This is a genomic window from Parasphingomonas puruogangriensis (assembly GCF_036663635.1).
GTDB lineage: Bacteria > Pseudomonadota > Alphaproteobacteria > Sphingomonadales > Sphingomonadaceae > Sphingomonas.
Genome location: NZ_JAXOJI010000005.1, coordinates 1 through 21073, shown reverse-complemented (window position 1 = coordinate 21073; position 21073 = coordinate 1). Strand labels below are relative to the sequence as shown.

General features: G+C 62.8%; 19 protein-coding genes and 1 pseudogene. 11 read left to right on the top strand and 9 right to left on the bottom strand.

Annotated elements, in window-relative coordinates; translation table 11 throughout:
- Nucleotides 1-267: 267 nt before the first annotated feature.
- Nucleotides 268-756 carry a hypothetical protein gene (locus tag U1739_RS13110; RefSeq protein ID WP_332708775.1) on the top strand — a complete coding sequence of 163 codons (489 nt, stop codon included), beginning with the start codon at nt 268-270 and terminating at the stop codon, nt 754-756.
- Nucleotides 757-943: 187 nt separating this feature from the next.
- On the opposite strand, the gene U1739_RS13105 is transcribed toward U1739_RS13110, so the two are convergent.
- The 6 genes from U1739_RS13105 to U1739_RS13080 all read right to left on the bottom strand — a co-directional run bounded on the left by U1739_RS13105 (nt 944) and on the right by U1739_RS13080 (nt 6436).
- Nucleotides 944-1324, bottom strand: coding sequence for a lysozyme inhibitor LprI family protein (locus U1739_RS13105; protein WP_332708773.1), 381 nt, complete (start codon nt 1322-1324; stop codon nt 944-946).
- 820 nt (nt 1325-2144) lie between these two features.
- A complete protein-coding gene (locus U1739_RS13100) occupies nt 2145-2609 on the bottom strand; it encodes an HAAS signaling domain-containing protein (protein WP_332708771.1) in 465 nt (154 codons plus the stop codon).
- A complete protein-coding gene (locus U1739_RS13095) occupies nt 2596-2967 on the bottom strand; it encodes a PadR family transcriptional regulator (protein WP_332708769.1) in 372 nt (123 codons plus the stop codon). Before U1739_RS13095 ends, U1739_RS13100 begins: the two co-directional genes overlap by 14 nt.
- Nucleotides 2964-3950 carry an alpha/beta fold hydrolase gene (locus U1739_RS13090; RefSeq protein WP_332708767.1) on the bottom strand — a complete coding sequence of 329 codons (987 nt, stop codon included), beginning with the start codon at nt 3948-3950 and terminating at the stop codon, nt 2964-2966. The genes U1739_RS13095 and U1739_RS13090 overlap by 4 nt, the downstream gene beginning before the upstream one ends.
- A gap of 362 nt (nt 3951-4312) precedes the next feature.
- A complete protein-coding gene (locus U1739_RS13085) occupies nt 4313-5488 on the bottom strand; it encodes a zinc-dependent alcohol dehydrogenase (protein WP_332708765.1) in 1176 nt (391 codons plus the stop codon).
- Nucleotides 5489-5701: 213 nt separating this feature from the next.
- Nucleotides 5702-6436, bottom strand: a complete 735-nt coding sequence (locus U1739_RS13080) for a Crp/Fnr family transcriptional regulator (protein WP_332708763.1) — start codon at nt 6434-6436, stop codon at nt 5702-5704.
- Nucleotides 6437-6590: 154 nt separating this feature from the next.
- Between U1739_RS13080 and U1739_RS13075 the strand changes: the two genes are divergently transcribed.
- From U1739_RS13075 to U1739_RS21195, 5 genes are all read left to right on the top strand, one after another.
- Nucleotides 6591-8831 carry a TonB-dependent receptor gene (locus U1739_RS13075; protein WP_332708761.1) on the top strand — a complete coding sequence of 747 codons (2241 nt, stop codon included), beginning with the start codon at nt 6591-6593 and terminating at the stop codon, nt 8829-8831.
- 33 nt (nt 8832-8864) lie between these two features.
- A complete protein-coding gene (locus tag U1739_RS13070) occupies nt 8865-10265 on the top strand; it encodes an acyclic terpene utilization AtuA family protein (RefSeq protein WP_332708759.1) in 1401 nt (466 codons plus the stop codon).
- The gene (locus U1739_RS13065) at nt 10249-10554 is read left to right on the top strand and encodes a DUF4387 domain-containing protein (protein ID WP_332708757.1); all 306 of its coding nucleotides are present in this window, start codon (nt 10249-10251) and stop codon (nt 10552-10554) included. Before U1739_RS13070 ends, U1739_RS13065 begins: the two co-directional genes overlap by 17 nt.
- A complete protein-coding gene (locus U1739_RS13060) occupies nt 10541-12031 on the top strand; it encodes an MFS transporter (protein ID WP_332708755.1) in 1491 nt (496 codons plus the stop codon). Before U1739_RS13065 ends, U1739_RS13060 begins: the two co-directional genes overlap by 14 nt.
- A 310-nt stretch (nt 12032-12341) precedes the next feature.
- The gene (locus tag U1739_RS21195) at nt 12342-12467 is read left to right on the top strand and encodes a hypothetical protein (RefSeq protein ID WP_443025557.1); all 126 of its coding nucleotides are present in this window, start codon (nt 12342-12344) and stop codon (nt 12465-12467) included.
- Between the two features lie 181 nt (nt 12468-12648).
- Here U1739_RS21195 and U1739_RS13050 read toward each other — a convergent pair.
- A pseudogene (locus U1739_RS13050) lies at nt 12649-13120 on the bottom strand (IS110 family transposase); the annotation flags it as partial.
- A gap of 110 nt (nt 13121-13230) precedes the next feature.
- Complete coding sequence (locus U1739_RS13045) at nt 13231-13413, bottom strand: DUF72 domain-containing protein (protein WP_332708752.1); 183 nt, start codon at nt 13411-13413, stop codon at nt 13231-13233.
- 353 nt (nt 13414-13766) lie between these two features.
- Between U1739_RS13045 and U1739_RS13040 the strand changes: the two genes are divergently transcribed.
- Both U1739_RS13040 and U1739_RS13035 read left to right on the top strand, forming a co-directional pair.
- Nucleotides 13767-14621 carry a manganese catalase family protein gene (locus U1739_RS13040; RefSeq protein ID WP_332708750.1) on the top strand — a complete coding sequence of 285 codons (855 nt, stop codon included), beginning with the start codon at nt 13767-13769 and terminating at the stop codon, nt 14619-14621.
- Nucleotides 14622-14677: 56 nt separating this feature from the next.
- Nucleotides 14678-15532, top strand: coding sequence for an MBL fold metallo-hydrolase (locus U1739_RS13035; RefSeq protein ID WP_332708748.1), 855 nt, complete (start codon nt 14678-14680; stop codon nt 15530-15532).
- A gap of 1 nt (nt 15533) precedes the next feature.
- On the opposite strand, the gene U1739_RS13030 is transcribed toward U1739_RS13035, so the two are convergent.
- Entirely contained in the window at nt 15534-17720 is a 2187-nt protein-coding gene (locus U1739_RS13030; RefSeq protein ID WP_332708746.1) for a family 1 glycosylhydrolase, read from the bottom strand.
- A gap of 153 nt (nt 17721-17873) precedes the next feature.
- Between U1739_RS13030 and glf the strand changes: the two genes are divergently transcribed.
- The 3 genes from glf (at nt 17874) to U1739_RS13015 (ending at nt 20898) form a co-directional block, all read left to right on the top strand.
- Nucleotides 17874-20240, top strand: a complete 2367-nt coding sequence (glf, locus tag U1739_RS13025) for a UDP-galactopyranose mutase (protein ID WP_332708744.1) — start codon at nt 17874-17876, stop codon at nt 20238-20240.
- Nucleotides 20237-20611, top strand: a complete 375-nt coding sequence (locus tag U1739_RS13020; RefSeq protein ID WP_332708742.1) for a response regulator — start codon at nt 20237-20239, stop codon at nt 20609-20611. Before glf ends, U1739_RS13020 begins: the two co-directional genes overlap by 4 nt.
- Before the next feature lie 110 nt (nt 20612-20721).
- The gene (locus U1739_RS13015; RefSeq protein WP_332708740.1) at nt 20722-20898 is read left to right on the top strand and encodes a hypothetical protein; all 177 of its coding nucleotides are present in this window, start codon (nt 20722-20724) and stop codon (nt 20896-20898) included.
- Nucleotides 20899-21073 lie beyond the last annotated feature (175 nt).

Sequence of the window (21073 nt, the reverse complement as noted above, 5' to 3'; positions counted from 1 at the left end):
CCTCTGCCTCGCTTTGAAACGCTTTTCGGGCGATGACGTTCCGCAAGACCGGCGCTCTCGATGATGTGCCGAAGTGGGCGACTGCCGACGAAGGCAGATACCAGCTGCATCCGTAAACGCTACGGTTGATCCTGTGCACCCACGGGCTAACAATTTCACATGGATCACCGTTAACACTGTACCACGTCGTGGAGACGCTCTGCCCCGCTGGGGATGCTCGTCCAAGCGATGGTCGCCTGCATGCTAGCGGTTAGGCCATCCGTGGCCTTGGCCGAGGACGAACCAGCGCCAACGCCCGCCTCACTTACGCATGTGCTGTCGTGCCAGTCGCGCGACGCGCTCGGAACCTTTGCCGAGCTGCTCTTCCTACAGAACAGCCCGCCGGCTTGGATGCGTCCAGCCGAACTGCCCAAGGCGCTCGACGGCATGACCGGGTTGTATGGCTTCGCGGTTGACGGGAATGTGGCGGTTTTCGGGGAGCCGGCTGATCACGTTTATTTCATGCAGGATTGGATCGTCGCGCTGCTGCCCCGCGCGAGCGCCCAGCGGATCATTCAGGCGCAGAAGATGGAGCGCGCACCGATCGCGATTACGCAACAATATTACCGTTTTGTCGATCCTGAGGTCGGGCCGATGATCGGCGCGTTTGCACCGACCGGCGATGCTGTGACGAAGCTGTTGATCGGCGCCTTCGGCGGGAATGTGGCGCCGAAGCTGGCCCCGGCGCCGCCGCCCCCGACTCTGAGATGCTGCTGATCGGGTGCAATTACCCCGTAGCCTCGCGGGAAGATTTCCTGGCTGCGGCGCGGCGCTGAGGAAACGATGCGCACGGCCGGGCCGGATCTTCGGCGGATGGCCTACGAAGACGAGCTGCGCCCTGCGCCGCAAGCATCTGACGAAGCCGCGACGAAGGTGCAACGTTGGCTTTGCGACCTCCGAGACTTTAGAAGCGGACCATGCTCTCCAGTTCGTTCGCGCGAAGCGCTGTCTTCATGACCAAGCAGCTGCTGTTGATCGTCTCTTGGTCAATCTTACACTCGTAATCGCGGGCCTTCAGCCAGGAACGCTGCTCGGTACGCAGGGCTAGACGCCTGTCTGGCGTCTTAGCAAGTTGGCGCATCACTTGCTGATACGCCTTGTTCAGTCGGGCATCCTGAGAAGCGATCTCTGACTGGGCACAGATACCCTGCTGCACGGTGTTCCCTTCTGCCCGGGCCTGGCAGGCGGTGTATCGGGAGGAGATACCCGCGGGGGCCACCTGAGCAAGCGCGGGGCTACTGGCGGAGGCCAGAACTGCGGCTGCCGCCATGATTTTAAAGTTCATCGAACGATCCCCTGCTGCATAAACGTGCGACACCTTAACTACGAACCTGTCGGCCTGTCCACGACTGGGTATCCGCTTATAACGGCACGTTCTAAGAAATGCTCCGACCACGTCGCAAGCGATCAGCCGACGTCGGAAATGCTGGCTGTAAATCTGCCTAGGAATGGATGACGTGGCGTCGAGAAATTACCTTATACCCGCACTTCTGGTGTTTCTGGTTGCCGTCACAGGCTCTGACCTGTTTGCTCGAATGACAATCGGTGGGCAGCATTTTAGAGACGCCATAGGCACCCACCTACAGTGGGCGATGTTCACGATACCGGGCATCCTATTCTTATTTGTACCATTTGCGGGCATCGCGCTCATCTGTGGCGTCGCCACCAGGCGGACGCGCTCCCGGAGGATCACCGCGCTGTTTTGCATCTCTGTGACCATACTTGCGTGCTTTTATTTCGCTGGCTTTCAGGCCGCCCAGCATGGCCCAATGGAAGACGGCTGGGCTGCCGCCACGCCGTGGTTTGGGCCGCTCCCATTCTTAATAGGCATCCCGATACTAGCAGTTGTGGCAATCGTAGCAGCAGTTCTGGCGCGGGTTGATCCTCGACGCGCCAGATAGTTTTTCCTTACAGGCTTGCCAGGCATTGTTTAGGGAAGTGACGATAAGCCAGTTATTGATCGGGTTTGGGTTGCTTCCGAACACACATGCCGTTGACGGGCGCAAACTCAACTAAGGTCGACAAAGTCATACCGCAGTTAAAGCACCCCCCCCCAAAAGTAGGTCTGCGATGGGTGGGGGAACTGACACTCCAGTCAATCGCGGTCAGTCGGAGGATCGCGGCGACTGTAGGCCGTACCGCCGATCTAAGATGACAAACGCGGCTGTCACGCAGGCGAAGCCGAGCAGGAGAGCAACTGCCATCCGCGTCATGCCGTTCAGTAGTGCTGCGGCAATCGACGGTGCTTGCGCCGCTTCCACGGCAAGCAATGCGAGCTGGACAACGATTGTGCCGCCCAGCGCTATTGCAAGTACGCGCCAGAAGAAAAAGGCAAGGCCGCCCGAGATCACCGGCGCCCGGCGAACGTAGCGGGCGACCACGAGAACAGGGTCGCCGAACGAATGGAGCACCTCCTCGAGCTCTTGCTCGTGTAACGGACGGCCCGTGCGCTGTTCGGCCGCATCCAGGCGCTCGTCGATCGCGCCGCGTAGCTCGTCGAGAATATCTGCACGCTCGCGTCGGGGTAGCCAAAAACCGACCCTGCGCAAATAACGGTCAAGAGTCATCATCGGAGTTGCTCCTTGTCAGGGTGTTTAATCCGGCAGTCTGGCGACGCCATTCGTCGAGTAGCGTGGAAAATGTCGCGATCCCGTCGGCTGACAGAAGATAGAAGCGCTTCTTGCGCGACCCATCGACGCGCCACTCGCTGGTGAGCAGACCTTGTTCCTCGAGACGGCGGAGCATCGGATAAAGCGCACCGTCCTCAATTCCGACATCGCCCGACGCGAGTACTTCGCGTACGGCCGAACCGTTCATCTCTTCCCGAAGCACGGCCAGCACCGCAAGCACTAGCGTGCCTCTGCGCAGCTCCTGGCGGAGCGCGTCGACGATCGAGCGCTTCATCGGCAGGGGTTCGGAGATCGTCATTGGGTTCTTGCCGCGTTCATCTGGATCGCTGCTAGAATGGTGGGGATGTCTCTTGGCTCGATCGTATGGCCCATGCCCGCGACGGGCAAGAAGGTCGCGCCCGGTATCACCTTTGCGACTTCCCGGCCGGCAGTGGGCGAAATGAGCGGGTCATCGTCGCCATGAACAACCAAGGTCGGCACGTTGATTGCCGCCAGGCGCGCTCGCAGGTCGCCAAGGGCGATGAGAGCCGCCCCCTGGCGTGCGTAGCCCAGCGGATCCGGCTCGCGTGCGACGGCCTGCGCCACTGCCGCCCGAACCTTCTTTTCTGTGATCATCGAGCTCCGCCCCGCGAGGGCCCGCCGCATGGCAATTCGCTTAGTGATCAACACTGCGGCGCTGTCGTCCGGTTCCGGCTGCTGGACGGACGCTATGCGAGCAGGCTCGGCTGGCATAGGGATCGTCGGATTGCCCGAGTTAGCGGCGATGAGTTGGAGGGATCGGACGCGATCCGGCCGAACGACAGCAACCAACTGGGCCACCGTGGCACCGCCAGAGATACCGAGCAGATCGGCGTGCTGAATGCCCACCGCGTCGAGTAACGCTACTGCGTCGCGCGCCATGTCGTCAGCTGTATAAGGAAGGGGCGGCGCCTTTCCGGAGCCAAGCGCCGTCATGATAGCGGACCAGTCGGGCGCCCCCGTTGCGGTAAAGTGCGTCGAACCGCCGACGTCGCGCTGATCGTCAATGATCACGCGGAAGCCCTGCTTGACGAGCCCGTCGATCAGCGCCGGTGGCCATTCGATCAGTTGCATGCCGGTGCCCGCGATCAACAGCAGCGGACGGCCGTTCGCGGGACCAACGATGCGGTAGGTAAGGATAATCCCGTTTGCGACGATCGTAGCGTCCGCGGCGGTTGAGAAAGCCGGTGTCGGTTCTGCGCGACCTGGGATGATATTGAAGGGCAACATCGTCGCGGCGATGAGGGCAACCAATTCACTCATAATCACCTCCAGGACAGGCGGTGCGATACACCCTGTGTGTTGCACAGTCAACGAGGATGTTGCGTTGGATGTGGCTTAGCGTCTGAGGGTGACTAGCCGTCGAGCGCGCGCGGGTGTCAGCCGTCGGGTCCTTCAAGGCGAACGGACAACAATCGACCGATCAGGATGTCACTGAATCAGCGCTGCTTGTCCGGGCGGCTGCCGGTCGAAGATGCAACTATCAGCCGAAATCGAGTCGACGAAAACTTGAATAGTGGCCGGTTTCAGGAAGCAGCGAAGGCGGCGCGAGTGACCGGACTTAGGTCATTGCGGCATCCAATCCCTTTGAAGGAGTTGGATGCCGCAGAGGTGAATGGTGCTGCTTACCCGTGCGGGCGCATGACCACCTTGATGACGCCGTCCTCCTTGTCGCGGAACTTGGCGTACATTTCAGGCGCGTCCTCCAGGCTGGCTGGATGGGTGATCACGAAGCTAGGGTCGATCTCCCCGGCCACGATCTTCTCCAGCAGTGGCTTGGTATAGCGCTGGACGTGGGTCTGGCCGAGTTTGATGGTCAGCCCCTTGTTCATGGCTGCACCGATCGGCAACTTGTCGCCCATGCCGACATAGACCCCCGGCACGGAGATCGTGCCACCCTTGCGGCAGCTCATGATCGCCTGTCGCAACACGTGAACGCGATCGGTGGCAAGAAACATCGACGCCTTGACCTTGTCCATGACAGCGTCCGCCGCTCCATGTCCTGCCGCCTCGCAACCGACGGCATCGATGCAGCTGTCAGGGCCGCGTCCTTTCGTCCGCGCTTGCAATTCGTCGAAGACGTCTGTCTCAGCGAAGTTGATCGTCTCGGCACCGCCGGCCTCGGCCATGGCAAGGCGCTCGGGCACCTCGTCGATCGCGATTACGCGGCCGGCGCCCATCATCAGCGCGGAGCGGATGGCGAACTGGCCGACCGGGCCGCAGCCCCAGATAGCCACCGTATCGCCGGGCTCGATCTGCGCGTTCTCAGCGGCCATGTAGCCGGTTGGGAAGATATCGGACAAAAATAGCGCCTGATCGTCAGTGACGCTGTCCGGGATTTTGATCGGGCCGATATCGGCCATCGGCACGCGGAGGTATTCGGCCTGGCCACCGCAATAGCCGCCTAGCATATGGCTGAAGCCGAACAGCCCAGCGGGCGAGTGGCCCATCGCCTTCGCGGCCATTTCGGCATTCGGGTTGGTCCGGTCGCAAGCCGCAAACAGGCCCTTGCGGCAGAACCAGCAGTCCCCGCAGCTGATCGTGAACGGCACTACCACGCGATCACCGATTTGAAGGTTAGTGACCTCTGAACCGAGCGCAACGACCTCGCCCATGTTCTCGTGGCCAAGGATATCACCGGCTTCCATGGTTGGCTGATAGCCGTCAAGGAGGTGGAGGTCCGAGCCGCAGATCGCGCAGGCGGTGACCTTTATGATCGCATCGCGCGGATGCTTGATCTCGGGGTCCGCGACGGTATCGACGCGAACGTCGCCCTTACCGTGCCAGCATAATGCGCGCATGTCTCTTCTCCGTCTGAGCAGGGCTCCGCCGGGACCGGAAAAGCGACTGAGCCACCTCAACGTCCGGCCGCGCGGAATGGACTCGGTGCGCGAACATATCTTGTAAACGAACTTCCAGTTTTACAAAGCGACCCGCTAGGTCGCAGGTCCGACATCGGGTAATCGCGCCTATTGCTCTGTCAACCAAGCGTACTCGAACCGGTAGATAATTATCTAGTAGGTGCAAAATTGGCGTAGCCGCGAGGGATCCAGAATGATCCATTCCTTGTGGTGCCTATCGACCAGCTTCAACTGCTTAAGATACGTCACTTCGCGGTGCACGCTCTGGCGGGTAACGTCAAAAAGATCGGCAATGTCACTTTGCGTGATTGGCAGAGCGATGCGGACGCCACCTTCGCCCGTACCCGATCCGGCATGTTCAGCGAAGTTGGAAAACATCATCGCCACGCGCTTTCCAAGACGCTGGGTCGCACGCTGCTCGCGGCTGGCCATCTGGCGAGAGATCGCCTCAGCGAACTTTCGGCATAGCGCTTCAGGTATCTCCGGGTGTCGGTGGTAAAGTTCCCAGAAGTCCTCGCGGTCGAGCTGGCGCATCACGGCGGGGGTGAGGGCGATCGTCGTGTGATTGTGCATGCGCCGCGAGATCATCGCGGTCTCGCTGAAGCAGTTTCCCGCCGCATAGATCGTAATCAACGCCTGGCGTCCATCCGCGTGCAGCCCGATCAAGCTCAGAAAACCGCTCTCGACTTGGAAGATGCGGGTCGCTGCTTCGCCGGCGCGCTTGACCGGCAGGCCGGGCTCGATGGCAAAGCTGGTCATGCGCGCCTCGACAGCAATACGTACGGAGTCTGGAAGCGCACCGATCCAATTCTCCCGGTTGATGATGCCGGGAGCCGGTTGTCCCACGCCGTCGTCCATCGCCGATCCTCTCTCCATGTCGATGAGCAATCACTTCTCTACCCGTAAGAAATCCGATCGGGTGTAACATTGGTGACACGTACTAGCTCATCGGAAGGTCCACGCGTCCGACAGCGAATGGCGAACAGCGTCATCGCGTCAACAACCCCGCTGATAAACAGCGGGGTCAGGGGAGGACCTGAATATGATCAAATACCGATCGCTCCTATGCGCCGCGACCGCTCTAAGCAGTTTTGTCGCGATGCCCGTCAGCGCACAGACCGCCACGACAATGGAGTTGCCGGAGGCCGAGGAGACGCAGGCCGCAGGTATCGCCGACATCGTCGTCACAGCGCGTCGACGCGAGGAAACGCTTCAAAGCGCGCCTGTCACGGTTACGGCGTTCACCAACGCCCAGCTGCAAGAGAAGGGCATCAACGATTTCGCCAAGTTGGCACAGGCCACGCCCGGGGTGAACTTCGACGCCTTTCCAAGAGCCGCTCCACGCCCGTTCTTTCGGGGGATCGGCAGCGCCAACCAGGGAGCGGGGGGGGACCCGTCCTCGGTCGCGTTCCTCGACGGCGTCTATCTCGGTCGGGCTGCGATGCTCGGCATCGACTTCTTCGACATGCAGCGCATCGAGGTCCTGAAGGGGCCGCAGGGTACGCTGTTCGGCAAGAATGTCGTCGGCGGCGCGATAAACTTCATCACCGCTAAGCCGACCCGGGACGCCGAGGCGCAGGTCCAGTTCACCGCCGGTGAATTCGAGCAGTTGAACGGTAACGTGATGCTGAACGTCCCCATCACCGATACGATCGCCACGCGCATCGTGCTCGGCGCGGTCAGCAACGACGGTTTCCGCAAGACCCCGATCGGTAGACCACTGGACGACGAGAACAAGATTAGCGCTCGTTTGCAGACGATGTTTGGCCTCGGCACAAACACGACCTTCCTGATCTCAGCCGACATTGCCGATCAGGATCTCGCACAGGGATCGAGATTCAACGTACGACGGCTTGCGTTCAATTCCACGAGGCCGAACGCTGGTTTTGATGACTACAACAAGCCGCGCGTCGCCGACCCCGATCGCTACGGCTTCATTAAGACGTCGACGGGCGGCGTCCGCGGCGAACTCAACACGGACGTGCTCGGCTTCGCTACGTTGACGGCGACCGCAGCGTGGCGGACGCTGGACTACGACTCCTCGGATGATCTGGACGGGACGACAGCCGCCGTCAACGCCGCCACCGGCGTGCTGGCGCCGGCAATCCAAGTGCTCGCAAGGGAACAGGCGGATTCCTATTCTGCTGAAACTCGGCTGACCTCGCTCGGTTCGGGACCGTTCAGCTGGGTCGCAGGGCTCTACTACAATCGCGACAACATCGACCGGGAGCGCGAAAGCGAAACCGCGGTTATCGATAACAGCGAGAACCGCTTCGTCGCGCATTCGCGCAACCGGAGCTATGCCGCCTTCGGCGAGGCCCAGTACAAGTTCGACTTCGGTCTCGGGCTGTTTGGCGGCGCGCGCTACACCGATGAGAGAAAGACGTACGAGGTCACGCGGCTGACGGGCGATCCGACGCTGCCGGTGGTGAGCTATTCCACGTTCGGCTCTCCTGGCGTGACGCGACAGAAGCTCGTGACCTATCGCGTCGGTGCCGACTTCCGCTTGAATGACAACATTTTCGTGTTCGGCACGGTCTCGACGGGTTTCAAGTCGGGGGCGTTCCAGGAACAGCCGGGATCGGCGGTCCTGGCCCGCGTTGCGACCGCGCCGGAGAAGGTCACCAACTACGAGGCGGGCATCAAGACGGACTGGCTCGATCGCCGGCTGCGGTTAAACGTGTCAGTGTTTCAGGCCAAATACCGCGATCTGCAGACGATCCAGGTCATCCCGGATGCGACGGCGGGACCCGGTGGCACCCGCGTATCTACTGACACCGGTGATGCAACGATCAAGGGTATCGAGAGTGAACTGGTGCTGGCGCCGGTCGAGTTCGTCGATCTAACGGCGCGCTATACGTATCTACACCCCTTTTTCGATCGGCTGACCCAAACGTCGGCGATCCTCGCCGATGGTAGTGCGGTTCAGCGCGACCTGGCGGGTAGCCGGCTGAGCCGTACGCCCCAGCATGCGGTGACCGCGGACCTGGGGTTCACATCACCAAAATCGGACTGGGGCTGGTTACGCGCCGTCGTTTCGCTCGACTATCAGAGCGATATTTTCGACGATAATGACAACGATTTCATCGAGTATCGTCGCCCGCGGACCCTTTGGGACGCGAGCGTGACCTATCATGCCGACCAGCGGTTCTCGGCAAGATTCTGGGTCAAAAATCTGACCAATAAGGAATACCGCGTCTACAATGTGGACCAGGCCAATGGCCTATTCGTGCAGTATGGCGCCCCGCGACAGATCGGAGTGACGCTCGATGCGCGTTTCTGAACTCGGCCTTGCTATTCCCGTCAGGGCGCGACCATGACGCTGGCACCTGGACGCACCTGCGACGTGATCGTGCCGGTCGGGGCTCTCGGAGCCGGCGTGCGTGCGGAGGACCTCGCTCGCGGCATTTCGTTGGGTGCGCACGCGATCGCGTGCGACGCCGGTTCGACCGACAGCGGACCGGCATATCTTGCGACGGGCAGGTCCAAATACTCGCGTGATGCGGTCAAGGCCGATCTTGCCATCTTGATGCGAGCGCAAGCCGCCGCCGGCATCCCACTGCTGATCGGCTCGTGCGGCACCAGCGGGTGCGACATGGCGCTCGACTGGATGCACGACATCGCCGTCGAGATCGCGCGCGAGAACGGGTTGAGCCCACGCATCGCATTGCTCTATTCGGAACAGGAAGCGTCATTGCTCGAGGAGCGGGCTGCGGCCGGGGGGATTATGCCGCTGGCACCGGTCGAGGACATTCTGCCGGGCGTCTTTGCAGCGTGCGACCACATCGTCGCACTTATGGGGCCCGAACCGTATATCGAAGCGCTGCGCGGGGGTGCCGACATCGTCCTTGGCGGGCGGACGACCGACACCGCCGTCATCGCCGCGGTCCCGTTGATGATGGGCGCCGGCGCGGGTGCGGCTTGGCATGCCGGCAAGACTTCGGAATGCGGCGGGCTTTGCACGGTTCGATCCCGCGACGGCGGCGTCATTGTCCGGGTCGGCGCCCACCATTTCGACGTAGAGCCACTGGCCACGAGCAATGCGTGCACGACGACGACGGTATCGGCCCACATGCTCTACGAGAACAGTGATCCGTTCCGGCTCACCGAACCCGGCGGCGTCCTCGACGTCAGCGCGGCGTGCTATGAGGCGCTCGACGATCGGATCGTGCGCGTGTCAGGGTCTGTTTTCGAGCCCGCACCCTACACAATGAAGCTGGAGGGCGCATCCGGGGGGGCTTTTCAGACCATCATGCTCGTCGGCATCCAAGACCGCCGTGTGCTGGCTGAAATCCCGCGCTTCCTCATACAGATGGAGGAATTCTTTCGATCAAGGCTGCAGGCGACGATCGGCCCCCGTCTCGGCGACTACGATGTTTCCCTTCGTGCTTATGGTTGGAACGGCGTCACCGGGGATGTGGTGGACGCTGCGGCGTCAGTGCCGCGCGAGATCGGCCTGATGTTCGTCGCCACCGCGGCGACGCAGGAGCTGGCGACCCAGATCGCCAAGACGTGCAACCCCGCATTCTTCCATATGCCGCTCAACGCCGATCAGGAGTTGCCGAGCTACGCGTTTCCCTTCTCTCCCGCCGAGATAGAGCGCGGGCAGGTCTATGAGTTCAGGCTGAATCACGTGGTTCGGGTCGACGACCCGCTGGAGCTCGTCCGAATCCGATATCTCGCAACGGAAAAGGTTAGCCATGCCGAAGCTGAGTGACGTCTGCTCGCACGTCCGTTCAAAGAATGCCGGCCCCTTCTGGATCACCGTCGATCTGTTCTTTCCCAATGCCGAGACCTTCGCGCGCTATTCGCATGCGCCGTCGCTCTCGAGTTCGGCCGTCGCCGCGATGTTCGGCGTCGATCCCGTACGGTTGAAGCGCTTCCTGGTGACCGATCTCTCGGTGCTCAAGTTCTCCTACCCCCGAGCCACGCCGCAAGGCGGGGCGGTCGAACGCGATATGCACGGCGGCCAGCAATACGTCAGGCTGCTTGATGTCGAACTCTGAACTCTCTCGCGTCGGCGGGAGACCGAACGCCGGTCTCATCACTCAGGCGCTTTACGGGCTGGGCGCGGTCTCGAGCGGCATTAAGATGCGCGCGCTCAGCGCGTTCCTGCTTCTTTACTACAATCAGGTTCTGGGAATGTCGCCGACGAGCGTCTCCGTGATCATCACGGTGATCCTGGTGTTCGACGCTATCTGCGATCCTGTCGTCGGTCATCTGTCGGACCGCTTTCGCTCGCCGTGGGGGCGGCGGCACCCCTTCATGTATTTTTCGGCCGCGCCGCTGGCGGTCGGGTTCTTCCTGCTCTGGAACCCCCCGGGTGGCTTGGGCGATAATATGTTGCTGGCCTGGCTGTTCGGTTGCCTGCTCTTGATCCGCGTGGCTGATACCTTCTTCGAACTCCCGTCCGCTGCGCTCGCCCCCGAACTCGTAGAGGATTACGATGGCCGCACGCGGATCGTGAATTTCCGCATCTTCTTTCGTACCATCGCCGGGCTTCTGGTGACGGTCCTTGGGCTTGAAGTCTTCATGCGCGAGCGGCCGGACGGATCGGGCGGCGCAACGGAGAGCGCTGGCTATTTCGGTTTCTCGCTGACGATGTCGATGATCATGTTCGCGGTGATCGTGATCTCGGCCGCAGCGACGCACCGCTTCATTCCCTTTTTACGGCGTCCGGCCCCGAAGGACCGAAGAGGCGGTACATTCTGGAGCCATACGCGAGGCATCCTCCGCAACCGGTCGGCGCTCGTGATGCTAGGGGTAGGTGCGTTCCAGTCGGTGGCGGCCGGGGCGAAGACCGGCCTCGATCTCTACTTCGGACTGTTTTTCTGGGAGCTGTCACAGGCTCAGCTCTCACTCATGGCCACGCTCGGTGCTGTGGGCGCACTCTGCGGTGCTCTGGCAGTGGGGTTCGTCAGCCGCAAGCTGGGCAAGCGACGCGGGACGATAACCTGTTATACGCTGGGTCTGCTAAACGGCGTGGTACCAATCGCTCTTAGGCTGTTGGATTTGATGCCACCGAACGGATCGGACGCACTTTTTGCCATACTCGCGGGCGAGGCTTTCTTCCTCGGTCTGCTCTACGTGATGAGCGCGGTAATGATGAACTCGATGCTCGCCGACGTGGTCGAGGATGTGGCGGTCGGCACCGGCCAGAGATCGGAAGGGCTGCTTTTTTCGGCAGATCAATTCTTCACGAAGGCAGTGTCGGGCCTCGGTGTTATGGTGTCCGGCGGCGTCCTTTCGCTGATCGCTTTTCCGCGCGACGCGAAACCCGGCGCGGTGGATCCCGACATGATCTATGGGCTCGGCCTACTGTATCTGCCGACGGTAATCGGGATGACCGTCGTGGCCATCGGGCTACTGTTTCTTTATAAAATCGACAGAAAGCAACACGAACGCAACCTCGCGGCCTTACAACTCAATGAAGCCGACGAAGGCCATATTCAGCCAGAATTGGTCCCTATCACTCTCGGATGACGCCGCGACGCTGCGCCTTTCGCAAGAACTTGGGCGGATGGGGTCACGGCTCCTCGACGTGAAGGCTGCTCCTGAGCGGCCGCGCGGCCGCTCGGGAGCGCTCGGCCACGCGGCGACTGCGTGCTAAACCAATGGCGGCTTAACTAGATCGGCAGTGAAAGGCGGACGGACGCCTAGCGGCCAAGCCTCGGCTGATGGGCATCTCCAAGCGCGGTACACCTTCTTGCGCACCCTGCTCATCCACGGAGCCCGAGCAGCGCTACCATCGCTATCCGAGAGCGATACGCCTTTGGGCAAATGGTTAAGGGGCATGCTTGAGCGCGGTGTTCACCGCCACGCTGAGGTGGTCGCTTTGGCCAACAAGCTGGCGCGCATCGCCTGGGCGACCCTGCGCAAGGAAACAAGTTTCGAGCGCGGCTATGCGGCCGCCGCGTAATCAGATCGGCAGCGCGCTCCGGCGCGTGTAGCCTACGAAGTTTGGAGGAAGGATCGAGCAGATGGCCTGACAGTCGATCGGCGTTTGGAAAGCCCGGTGAACGAATTGGCACTCGATGCCGAGGACATTATGAGACTCCAAGCGCGCGGATGCCCATCTTGACCGTGGGCTCGAGGCCCAGCTCGAACTTGCGCCGCCCAGCCAGGAAGATCACTCCGCGTTCCAGCAGTATTGCCCGCAGTTGATTGATCAGGTTCGTGGGCCCGGCCACGAGGCGGAGCGCACCCGATGCAGAGTCTTGATGTCCAGTTGCTCCTCGCTTTTCAACTCGACGAACCGCATCGTCGGGCGCGATGCGGCCTGGGCGATCCCCTCGGCGTCGCGGCCATCGTTCTTTTGCGCTTTTACGTACGGTCGCACATACTCTGGCGACATCAAGCGAATCTCGTGACCTCGCGCGGCAAGCAAGCGCCGAGATGATGCGCGCCACAGCACGCTTCCATCGCGACAACGCATAATGGGAGCTTGAGCACATAGTCGATCAATGTCTGCCGGCGCATCGTTCGGCGAACGACTACCGCGCCAGCTACGTCGACGCGCACAATGCTGCACGAGATCTTGCCGAGATCAGCATCAAGGATCACAATAGACATCAGTCCGTTCCTTCCACTGACGCCAGCACCATACCCGATGTTGGGAAAAGGGGCGGGCCATCCCATAATGGCAGGTATCGGGCAGCCAAGAACGGCATGCCAATGTCGCCTTATGGGTTTAGATCGGGCCAGCGCAGACGCAGATGTCGAAACAGCTCCATCATCCTTTTTTGGGGTTCCTCCCAGTCTTTCAGATTTTTGGCCTGCGTGAGGTAGTGGTTGGCTTTCACCGCGTAGCGAAAGTCCTTGGGCGCCTGGAGGCGCCAGCTTGCGAACGTCGATGCCTCCGGCAAAGGATAGTAGCTGTTATTGATTTCGACCGTGTCGAAATGTCGGCACAGAAGGCGAACCAGTCCTGCACCGCAAGCTTCTGCGGACGGAAGACCTGCGCCAGTGCGGATCTACAGCCCGAACAACCGAGGTGGATCAATGGTGAGATACACGCCGCCCTGGCGGTTTGCGACACGCCTCCACGCGCGGCAGGGCATTTGGCCCCGCCCGCGACGCGGCAAGGAACGCCGGCGGTAACGCTGGGGCTAATATGGATCAGCGCGATTTGGCAATTTGATCCAAGAAGATCAGCGACTTGGCGTCGCCTCGTTTGTTCTCTCCGCGGCACGATGCCACAACCAGCGGAGCACCGATCATGTATTATCACGACAAGCGCCTGCAGTTTCCGGTCACCGTCGATAAGCCCAATCCAGAATTCGCGCGCATGCTGCAGCAGGCGATCGGCGGCGTGGAAGGCGAGATCCGCGTCTGCATGCAATACTTCTTCCAGGCCTGGGGCAATCGCGCGCCGACGACCAAATATCGCGACATGCTGCTGCACACGGCGACCGAAGAAATCGGCCATATCGAGATGCTCGCCACCGCGGTCGCACTCAATCTCGACAAGGCGCCGACCACGCTACAGGAAGAAGGCGCAGCGGACAGCATTGTCGGCGCGGTGATGGGTGGCGGTAACGGTCGTCATGCGATTGAGGGCATGATTCACAAGAACCTGCTCTCCAGCGGGCTCGCGGCGATGCCGATCGATTCCGATGGCGTGCCGTTTAACATGAGCCACATCTATGCCAGCGGGAACATCGCGGCAGACATGTATTGCAACGTCGCTGCCGAGGCCACCGGTCGCGTGCTGGCGGTGCGGCTGTTCAACGCTGCCGAAGATGACGGCATGAAGAAGATGCTGCATTATATGATCGCGCGCGACACGATGCATCAGCAGCAATGGCTGTCGGTAGTTGAGGAATTGGGCGGCGCGCCGGGCAACATGCCGATCCCCAACAGCTTCCCCCAAGAAATGGAAGACCAGGAGAACAACTACAATTTTTACGCAACCTCGGTCGACGGTACGGTGCCCGAAGGCACCTGGACCAGCGGGCCGACGCCGGACGGCCGGGGCGAGTTTACGGTGTTCGCCAATCGTCCATTGGGCGAAGAACCGGTGCTCGGACCAGCGCGTCCGGACAGCGGCGCTCAGCTCAACCAGATCGGCTGACGGTGAGCACGGCGGGACAGTGTCCCGCCGTGCCTAGCCCTATTGAGGAACGAGATTTGCGTATCCATCACCTTAACTGCGGCACTGATTGCCCGCTTGGCGGCGCCTTGTTCGACGGTCGCAGCCTGGGGCCGCTCGGCCACCTCGTTTGCCATTGCCTGTTGATCGAGACCGACGCGCACGGGCTGGTGCTGGTCGATACCGGCTACGGCCTGCGCGACGTGGCGCACCCCCATCGCCATCCCGAACCGCGGATTACCTTGCCGTGGCGGCTAATGCTCAACATCCGGCTGCGCGAGCAGGAAACAGCAATCCGACAGATCGAAGCGCTCGGTTTTCGCGCCGACGATGTGCAGCATATCGTGCTGACGCATCTCGATTTCGATCATGCCGGTGGACTGGAGGATTTCCCCAATGCGCGAATGCACGTGATGCAACGCGAATATGACGATGCGACGGGCCCGCATGCCGGCGTGGTCGCGCGCAATCGCTGGCGGGGGCGGCAGCTGAACGACGTGCAGAACTGGCGCCTTTACGGCGCGCGCGGGGACCATTGGTTCGGCTTCGACGCGGTGCGCGATCTCGATGGGCTGCCGCCCGAAATCCTGCTGGTGCCGTTGCCCGGCCATACCTGGGGGCATGCTGGGGTTGCGATCCGCGGCGATGACGGCAAGTGGCTGCTCCACGCCGGCGACGCCTATTTCTACCGCGGGGAAATGCGCGGTGCGCGGCGCAAATGCACACCGGGCTTGCGCGCCTATCAGCGCTTGATGGAAGTCGATGCCACCAGCCGCATGACCAACCAGGAACGATTACGCCTGTTGTCGCGCGAGCACCGCGTCGAACTGGTCGTGACCTGTGCGCACGATCCGGTCGAACTGGAGCGCTGCCAGCAGGGGCGGCCACTGTAAGCTAGGCTGCCTGAGCCTGTCCGCGGTGCTGCCAATAGTGGTGAGCGAAGTCAGCGATGCCCGCAGCGAGCGTGCCGGCCGGCGCGCCGCGTTCGCTGGCGAGCGCCGCGTTAAGCGGGCGTGGGGCGGGCCAGCCCAGCGTCGCGCCCTCGACCGCATCGATCAGCCCGGCGTCGTGGCCGCATGCCTGCGCGATCCGGGTCGCGAACTGCGCCCAACTGACCGCTTCGTCGCCCGCGAGATGCCAGATGCCGGCGGCCCCGTCGATCAGCAGATCGAGCGCGGCATCGACCAAAGCGGGCACGAAGGTCGGCGTGACGATCTGGTCGCGCGCCGCCACGAAACGCTCGCCGCGCGCCAGCGTCGCTACCACAGCGGCGGCAAAATTGTGCGCATCGTGCGGCGAGAAGAACGCCGCCGTGCGCGCCACCAGCATGCCGGGCAGGCCGGCGCAGCCCGCCTCCATCGCCGCCTTGCTACGGCCATAGGCGTTGAGCGGGTTGGGGGTATCGGATTCGACATAGGGGCGTTCCAATTGCCCATCGAACACCAGGTCGCTGGAAAAGGTGACGCAGCCGACGCCGCGGGCGGCGCACGCCTCGGCCAGCGCGATCGCGCCGGTGGCGTTGATGCGGTGGCAGGCGGCCTCGTCCTGCTCCGCATCGTCGACGCGCACCCAGCCGGTGGCGTTGACGACCGCCCAGGGATGCAGGCGATCGAGCGCGGGCGCGATCGTGTTGGTCTGCTCCAGATCGAGCGTGTCGCGCCCGCTGAGCACGTGGCGGATGCCGCGGGCGGTGCAGGCGCGCGCAAAGGCCTGGCCGAGCGTGCCGGTCGCGCCGCAGATCAGCAGCGTGGGGGAAGCGTCGTCCGGCTTGGTCTGCGTGGCGCTGGCGCTGGCGCTGGCAGGGCGCGGCAAAGGTGGATAGCTCAGTCGGTCGGGGCGGCGCCACCAGCCGGGCTCGGCGGTTACGGGGTGACGCGGAGCGCCGCCCGGCAGCCCGCGCCACAATGTTGCGAGCGCGGTGGCGCGCGGCGTGGCGGCGGCGAGGTCGAAGATGCCGGGTTCGTAGACGCCGGGGGCGGTCAGCAAGGTGTTCCAGCCGTGGCTGCCGAGCAAGGCCCAGGCGGTGACCGCGCGGATATCGACGCCGTCGGCGCGCAGGGCGAGCGCGGTGTCCCACGCCTCGACGACCCAGCGAAGTTGTTCCTCGCGCGTACAGCCATTGTGCACCTCGGTAATCGCCAGCGGTACGCCGTAGCGTTGCCACGCCTCGCGCAGCGCGCCGCCCAAGCCCGGCGGGGCCGGATCGAGCGTGCGCACCGCCTCGATATCGGCATAGGCGGTGCGACCGTTGCCGCCGTGCGTCTGGGCCGGATAGAGTTGCAGGCGGTGATCAAGGAAGCGGTCGCTAGTAAGATAGTGGTTCACGCCGATCACGTCCGGCGGGCAGGGATCGTCGGCGATCGCGCGTAGCCGATCGCCAAGCCCCATGCGATCGAGCCGGCGCCATAACGAGTGGTGGCGCGTGACGCAGCCGAACAGCAGATCCCAGCCGGCCCAGCGGCGGACATTGTCGAACGCGGCCTGTTCGGCCAATCGGCTGGTCGCGTAGGTGCGGCCGAGATCGTCGGTCTGAATCAGCCTCGCTGCCGGATTGACGCGCCGGATCGCGCGCATCGCCGCGCGCGTCCCATCGACCTGGTTGAGCATCGCGCGCCAGAAGGCGGTCTCGTCACGTACATGCGGATACCAATGGCCGTACAGCGCCGAGAAGCGTGCGGTTGTCAGCGGCTCGTTGACCGGAGCCCAGTCCTCGATCCATGGATAGCGCTCGGCGACCTGTCCGGCGAAGCGGCCAAGGCCGGGGGCGAAGCCGTCGTCGAGCAGATGCGTGTGCGCCGGGCCGCTGCCATGATGCACCAATCCCGCGATCGGCCGGATGCCGAGCGCGCGGAGCCGGCCGAGCCGCGCATCGGTCCATGACCAATCCGGCCTGGCCGGATCGCCGGGCGCGACGCGTTCCCACAGGACCGGATAGCGCAGCGCCTGCAGCCCGAGGCCCGCGAACAGGTCGAGATCCTGGGCACGGTCGTGATGGCCGCTAAGCCGGACCTGGTCGCCATAACCGTCGTGCGTTCGATTGACCGTACATTCCAGGCCGCCCCAGAGCTGCAATGCCGTCATGTCGATTCCCCGAACTGCCACCGTGCCAACGGATCGCCGTTCGGCAACGTTCCTGGAAACGCGCTAACCTGTATTAGCGCCCGTCACATCCGGGAACATTCCGTCCGCCGTTCCGGTTTTCAGTGGCCAGAACACAATCATAAAGGGCCGGACGTGAACATTGAAACGCCATCGATTTTTGCGCCGTCTTCTGACCATGAACTGCGCGTCGGTCAGCCGGTACTGATCTGCTTCAGCCATTTGCGCTGGAGCTTCGTATTCCAGCGGCCGCAACATTTGATGACGCGTTTCGCCGCCAACCACCGCGTGCTGTTCTGGGAAGAGCCGATCTATCGTACCGGTCTTGGAGCCGCGCGGCTGTTGCGCAGCGTGTGCCCCGACAGCAGCGTAATCGCACTGACGCCCGAATTGGACGAAGCGATGCGCGGGCAGGAGGAGGCGATGCTGCGCGACCTGCTAGATGCGGAACTGAGCGGCGCCGACGGGTCGCTGATCCGCTGGTATTATACGCCGATGATGCTCGATTTCTCGGATCATCTGGCTGCTGATTGCGTGGTCTATGATTGCATGGACGAATTGTCCGCGTTCAAGGATGCGCCGCCCGAGCTGCTCGTCTGCGAGCAGCGGCTGATCGAGCGCGCGGACATCGTGTTCACCGGCGGGACTAGCCTGTACGAAGCGAAGCGCGACCGGCATGCCAACGTCCACGCTTTCCCCTCGAGCATCGACGCCGCGCATTTCGCGCGCGCGCGCGGCGCGACGGAGGTGCCGGCGGACCAGGCTGCGATCCCGGGGCCGCGGCTGGGCTTTGCCGGCGTGATCGACGAACGGATGAATCTCGATCTGCTCGCAGCGATCGCCGATGCGCGGCCTGACTGGTCGCTGGTGGTGGTCGGCCCAGTGGTTAAGATCGGCGAGGATGCACTGCCGCGCCGCGCCAACATCTATTATCTCGGCGGCAAGAGCTATGCCGCCCTGCCGGAATATATGGCCGGCTGGGACGTGGCGTTGATGCCGTTCGCGATCAACGAAGCAACGCGCTTCATCAGCCCGACCAAGACGCCGGAATATCTCGCCGCCGGGTGCCCGGTGGTATCGACTCCGATCACCGACGTGGTGCGGCATTATGGTGCGCTCGACGCGGTGGCGATCGCCGACACGGCGGAGGCGTTCATCGCTGCGTGCGAGAATGCGTTGGCGCTGCGCAGCGCAGGCAACGCGTGGCGCGATGCGGCGGATGCGCAGCTCGGGCGCGGCTCGTGGAGCAGCACCGCATTGGAGATGACGGCGCTGATCGAGGCAGAGATCGCGACGCGCGACGCGCATGAACCGGTCGTGTCGCCGACCACCTGGCCGGCCAAGGCGGAGCATTACGACGTGATGATCGTCGGCGCCGGGTTTGCTGGCGCGGTGATGGCCGAGCGGTTGGCGCGCGATGGTGGCAAGCGCGTGCTGGTGGTCGATCGCCGACCGCATATCGCCGGCAATGCGTTCGATCATCGGGATGCGGCGGGCATCCTGATCCACCAATATGGCCCGCATATCTTCCACACCAATTCGACCGAGATCTTCGACTATCTGTCGCGTTTCACCGAGTGGCGGCAGTACGAACATCGCGTGCTCGCCGAGGTGGACGGCAAGCAGGTGCCGATGCCGATCAACCGTACCACGATGAACATGCTGTACGGTCTCGATCTGCAGACCGAGGCGGACGTGGAAGCGTTTCTCGCGGCTCGCGCGGAGCCGGTCGATCCAATCCGCACCTCGGCCGACGTGGTCGTCTCCAAAGTGGGACGCGAACTCTACGAGACGTTCTTCCGCGGCTATACGCGGAAACAATGGGGCATGGACCCGTCCGAGCTCGACAAATCGGTTACTGCACGGGTGCCGACGCGCACTGATACCGACGATCGCTATTTTAGCGACCGCTATCAGGTGATGCCGCTGGAAGGCTATACGCTGATGTTCGAGCGGATGCTGGATCACCCCAATATCGATCTGCTGCTCGGCGTCGATTATGCCGATGTGCGCGAAGCCTATCCCCACGATCACCTCGTCTTCACCGGGCCGATCGACGAATATTTCGGGCATCGCTATGGCCGGCTGCCGTACCGCTCGCTACGCTTCGAGCATCGTACGCTAGAGCAGGAATGGCACCAGCCGGTCGCGGTGGTGAACTATCCGAACGAGGATGTGCCGTACACGCGCATCACCGAATACAAGCATCTGACCGGACAGACTGCCGAACGCACCAGCATCACCACCGAATATCCCAGTGCGACGGGCGATCCCTACTATCCGATCCCGCGCGACGAGAACCAGGCGTTGTACAAACGCTACGAGGCGCTGGCGCTGGCCGAGCCGAACGTGAGCTTCGTGGGCCGGTTGGCGACCTATCGCTACTACAATATGGATCAGGTGGTGGGGCAGGCGCTGGCGACGTATCGTCGGCTGGCCGTGGTCACGCCGGACGCCCGGTCCGAGACCGCCGCGATGCAGCTCGGCCAGAAAGTGGCGTGATGGCGGCCGCCCCGGAAGATCGGCAGCCGCCGCGCGTCACGGCGTTGGTCGTCGATACCGACAGCTTTGAGGCCGGATACGTCGCCAGCGTGCTGACCGAGCGCAATGTTGCGGTGCTGGGGCCGTTTGGCGATGTCGAGACGGCACTTGCCGCGATCGTGGACACCCCGCCGCAGACCGCGATCCTGGGCCGCCAGCAGAGTCTCGAGTCGCGCGGCCGCCTGGTGGCGGCGTTGGCCGAGCGGGGCATTCCCTACCTATCGCTGCTGCAGTCGGCGGTCGTGCCGCCGGCCCTGCGTAACCACGCGGTGCTGGCCAAGCCGTTCGCCGGCTATCAAGTGGCGGAATGGGTGCGGAAAAATGGTGGCTGAGCACAATCGCTTGGGCGAAGACAGCTTAATATATTTAGTGAGTAACGTACGTTATCGGGACCGCTTCCGCGCTCGTGCCACATCCTGTCCGGGCAACAGGAGCAACGACGGTGTCAGACCAGCAAAATCTCGAATATTACCAGAGCCGCGAGCAGCGCGAGCGCGATATGGCGGCGCGGGTGAGCGACCCGCATGTTGCCAGCATACACCACGAGCTGGCCGATCGCTACGCCGCCTATCTGCGCTGGCAACTGCGACCCAAACGAAAGATGGTGGGATCGCGTTAACGTGCGGTCGCGACCAGCATAGCAGTGGGTTCGAGGTCTCCGCGCTGGCGGTGCAACTGATCGAGATAGAGATAGGTCGGATCGAATTCGCCGGCGCGGCGCAGGCCGGGCAGATCGTGGATCGTCACCCGGTTGTCGCGGAACGTGACCAGGCCGGCGCCGCGCAAATCCTTCA